Below are 3,482 nucleotides of genomic sequence, written 5' to 3'. Positions count from 1 at the left end.
CCTACCATCGCCGACAAGCCCGTTGCTGTCGCCGCGCCAAACGTGCTCAGCAAATAGTCGGTGTACAAATCGAGTTCTTTGTTCTTCATGGCGACAGGTTATCGTATGCACTGCGTAACATCAGTAATTAAGCGCCGACGGTTTCAAATAGTACGTCGATTTGTTTGCGGGCTTGAGTAAAGGCGGCCTCGCGTGCTTCGGGCCCCATACTCAGGCCGTGTGCGTGGATGACTGTGATGTCGGTGATGCCCACAAAGCCAAGCACAAACTTGAGATAGTCATCGTGTGCGGCGGCAGTAGGTTGCCCTGCATGCATACCGCCAGCCGTTGAGACAATCACGACTTTCTTGCCGCCCGCCAAGCCTTCCGGTCCATTGGCACCATAACGGAAGGTCTTGCCGGCGACGGTGACTCTATCTATCCAGGCTTTCAACTGGCTGGGGATGGAGAAGTTATACATCGGTGCGCCAATGATGATCGCATCGGCAGCCAGAAACTCATTCAGTACGTTGTCCGATAACGCTGCTTCATGCGCCTGGGTGGCATTGCGTAATTCCGCCGGTGTGCCATTGGCCCCCAATGTGAAGCCTGACAATTGGCCTATGGCATCACTCGCCAGGTCCCGATAGCTGACACTGACGTTGGGTTGGCTGGCGCGCCAAGCATTGGCAACTTCGAGGCTCAGTTGGCGTGAGGCGGAAGCATCGCCAAGAATGCTGGAATCAATGTGCACGAGTTTCATAGTGTTCTCCGAGTTTTATCGCCAAAGCCGGCGAATTGCTTGGATTGAATACTATGTGCGGTGCCAATCATTGAATAGATAGCTAAAATACGATAGATCGTTCTATTGATGGGACAGTTGAATGCAAGACTTGAATGACCTGCACTATTTCGCCCGTGTTGTAGAGGCGGGCGGTTTTGCCGCAGCGGGGCGCGTGATTGGGATCCCGAAGTCGCGGCTGTCACGGCGAATCGCCGGATTGGAAAGCCGGCTTGGCGTACGGCTTTTGCAGCGGACGACACGCAAGCTTGCCCTGACGGAGGTGGGAGAACTCTATTACCAGCAATGCCAAGTAATGCTGCAGGCCGCAGAAGCGGCGGATGAGGCGGTTACCTTGCTAAGTGCCGTACCTAGGGGGCGGCTGCGGGTTTCGTGCCCCGTCTCCTTGCTACAGGATATGTTGGCTGACCTGATTCCGTTGTTTCTCGCGGCCTATCCGGAAGTGCGCTTGGAAGTGGTGATGACCAATCGCAGGGTGGATTTACTAGAAGAGGGGATAGATATCGCGCTGCGTGTCCGTAGCCCCAATGATGAAGACCCGTCCTTGGTTGCCAGGCGTCTGTTGCCCGCCGGTGGTGTGCTGGTGATGGCGGCCAGCCTGCGTGCCACGGTAAAGATTCGCGAGCCGGCCGATTTGGTGCAGTTGCCCGCTTTGGGGGCGATAGGGCCTGACCGCAGAGTGCACTGGCAGTTGACGGGGCCTGATGGGCGTCGCGAGGACATCGCCTTGGAACCCCGCTTGGCGATTGAGGACTTTGGCACCCGCAAATTGGCGGCTTTACGGGGTCTGGGTGTCACCATGTTGCCGGTGCCTTATTGCCAAGCCGAATTGGCGGCAGGGACATTGGTGCGACTTCTTCCGGACTGGACAATGCCGATGGCGAGTCTTCAAGCTGTCTATCCACATCGGCGCGGTTTGTCCCCTGCTGCACGAACTTTTGTTGAATTTCTGGTACAAGAGTTCAGCAAGGGACCACAACGGTTGGTTTGAGTACGGTGTAGGGCTTATCTTTGCCCGTGGGCTGTGCTTGTATTGCGGATGTCCCTAGGCTTTGATTCCGGCAGACTTTGCTACTCTCCGGGCGATGAAGCAGAGCACAAACATTTCATAAAAAGCCTGCTTCCAACGGATCAGCCGCCCCCCGTATCCATCATGTAGAGTTTCCCCCATGCAAACCGCAAACGCCGCAGCCACTGCTGCGCCGCGCCCATTGGGCGCCAGTGACTATAAAACCCTTTCCCTGGCCGCATTGGGCGGTGCGCTGGAGTTTTACGACTTCGTCATCTTTGTATTTTTCGCTACGGTATTGGGCCAGTTGTTCTTCCCTCCCGAAATCCCCGATTGGCTGCGCCAGCTACAAACCTTTGGCATCTTCGCCGCCGGTTATCTGGCTCGTCCATTGGGTGGAATTGTGATGGCGCACTTTGGTGATTTATTGGGCCGTAAGCGGATGTTCGCTTTGAGCATACTGATGATGTCGGTGCCCACCTTGCTAATGGGTCTGTTGCCAACCTATGCAAGTATTGGATTGGCTGCGCCGCTTATGCTGCTGGCTCTGCGGATTGTGCAAGGTGCGGCTGTCGGAGGGGAAGTGCCTGGCGCATGGGTGTTCGTTGCCGAACATGTGCCGGGTAGAAACATAGGTTTTGCCTGCGGTACGCTTACTGCAGGGCTATCTGCGGGTATCTTGTTGGGTTCCTTTGTCGCTACGCTCGCTAATACGCTATTTACGCAGGAAGAGCTGCTGGACTACGGTTGGCGGATTCCGTTTCTGCTGGGTGGCGTGTTTGGCATCTGCTCCATGTACCTACGGCGTTGGTTGGAAGAGACCCCCATCTTTGCCGAACTGAAACAAAAGAAAGCACTTGCGGCGGAGTTGCCATTGAAAACTGTGTTGCGTGAGCACCGGCGTGGTGTCTTACAGTCAATGCTGCTGACCTGGCTACTGTCGGCGGCGCTGGTGGTAATGATTTTGATGACGCCCCCTATGCTGCAGAAGAGTTTTGGCTTTGATGCGGTGACTACCTTGAATGCCAATAGCGTGGCTGTGATCTGCTTGGTATTTGGCTGCATTCTGGCAGGCCATTTGGCGGACCGTTTTGGGGCTGCCCGTACGGTATTTCTGGGTACATTCTGGTTGGCATTCTGTAGCTGGTTGCTATATGCCAATCTTGCCGCGCACCCAGATTGGCTGATGCCGCTATATGCCTTGACAGGTTTCAGTGTGGGTATTGTTGGTGCGATTCCGTACGTGATGGTGCATGCTTTTCCTGCTCAGGTACGTTTTACCGGCTTGTCGTTCTCCTACAATGTGGCCTATGCCATCTTTGGCGGCTTGACGCCGATTTTGGTGGGTTTGCTTGCCAAGTCGACCCCTATGGCGCCGGCCTACTATGTTATGGCGGTATCGGTGGTCGGCATGATTACAGCCTGCTCCCTACCGCGTAAGCCGGCGTTTAGCTAAGCAGACGCATCGAATTACTCAGCAGGCTTCACCGCTCGGTGGTGTAGGGTAAAAAAGGGCTCGCAATGTATTTGCCAGCCCTTTTTTATACTGATGTCCTGAGTCTTTTAACTATTCACCCGGCAACTAAGTGTTGATCAGGCGGCGTACTTGATCCTGGGGTCTTCGAAATAGGAGCACACTCGTTCCGGGGTGTTTTCCAACATCTCCATATGGGCTTTGGTCGCTTGCTTGAG

The 3,482-nt window shown here is 55.0% G+C and carries 3 protein-coding genes; 2 read left to right on the top strand and 1 reads right to left on the bottom strand.

The genetic code is table 11. The features are described from left to right. Positions 1 to 127: 127 nt before the first annotated feature. Entirely contained in the window at positions 128 to 742 is a 615-nt protein-coding gene (locus tag CSQ89_RS20555) for an FMN-dependent NADH-azoreductase (RefSeq protein ID WP_099407861.1), read from the bottom strand. 121 nt (positions 743 to 863) lie between these two features. Here CSQ89_RS20555 and CSQ89_RS20550 point away from each other — a divergent pair, with 121 nt between their 5' ends. Both CSQ89_RS20550 and CSQ89_RS20545 read left to right on the top strand, forming a co-directional pair. Continuing rightward, positions 864 to 1,772: a LysR substrate-binding domain-containing protein gene (locus tag CSQ89_RS20550; RefSeq protein ID WP_099407860.1), complete on the top strand. Its 909-nt coding sequence runs from the start codon at positions 864 to 866 to the stop codon at positions 1,770 to 1,772. A gap of 178 nt (positions 1,773 to 1,950) precedes the next feature. After that, positions 1,951 to 3,246: an MFS transporter gene (locus tag CSQ89_RS20545; RefSeq protein WP_099407859.1), complete on the top strand. Its 1,296-nt coding sequence runs from the start codon at positions 1,951 to 1,953 to the stop codon at positions 3,244 to 3,246. The last annotated feature ends 236 nt before the right edge of the window (positions 3,247 to 3,482 follow it).

Origin of the sequence: Chitinimonas sp. BJB300 (assembly GCF_002735695.1) — a bacterium.
In the GTDB taxonomy this organism is placed as follows: domain Bacteria; phylum Pseudomonadota; class Gammaproteobacteria; order Burkholderiales; family Chitinimonadaceae; genus Chitinimonas.
This window is presented reverse-complemented; position numbering and strand designations above follow the sequence as displayed.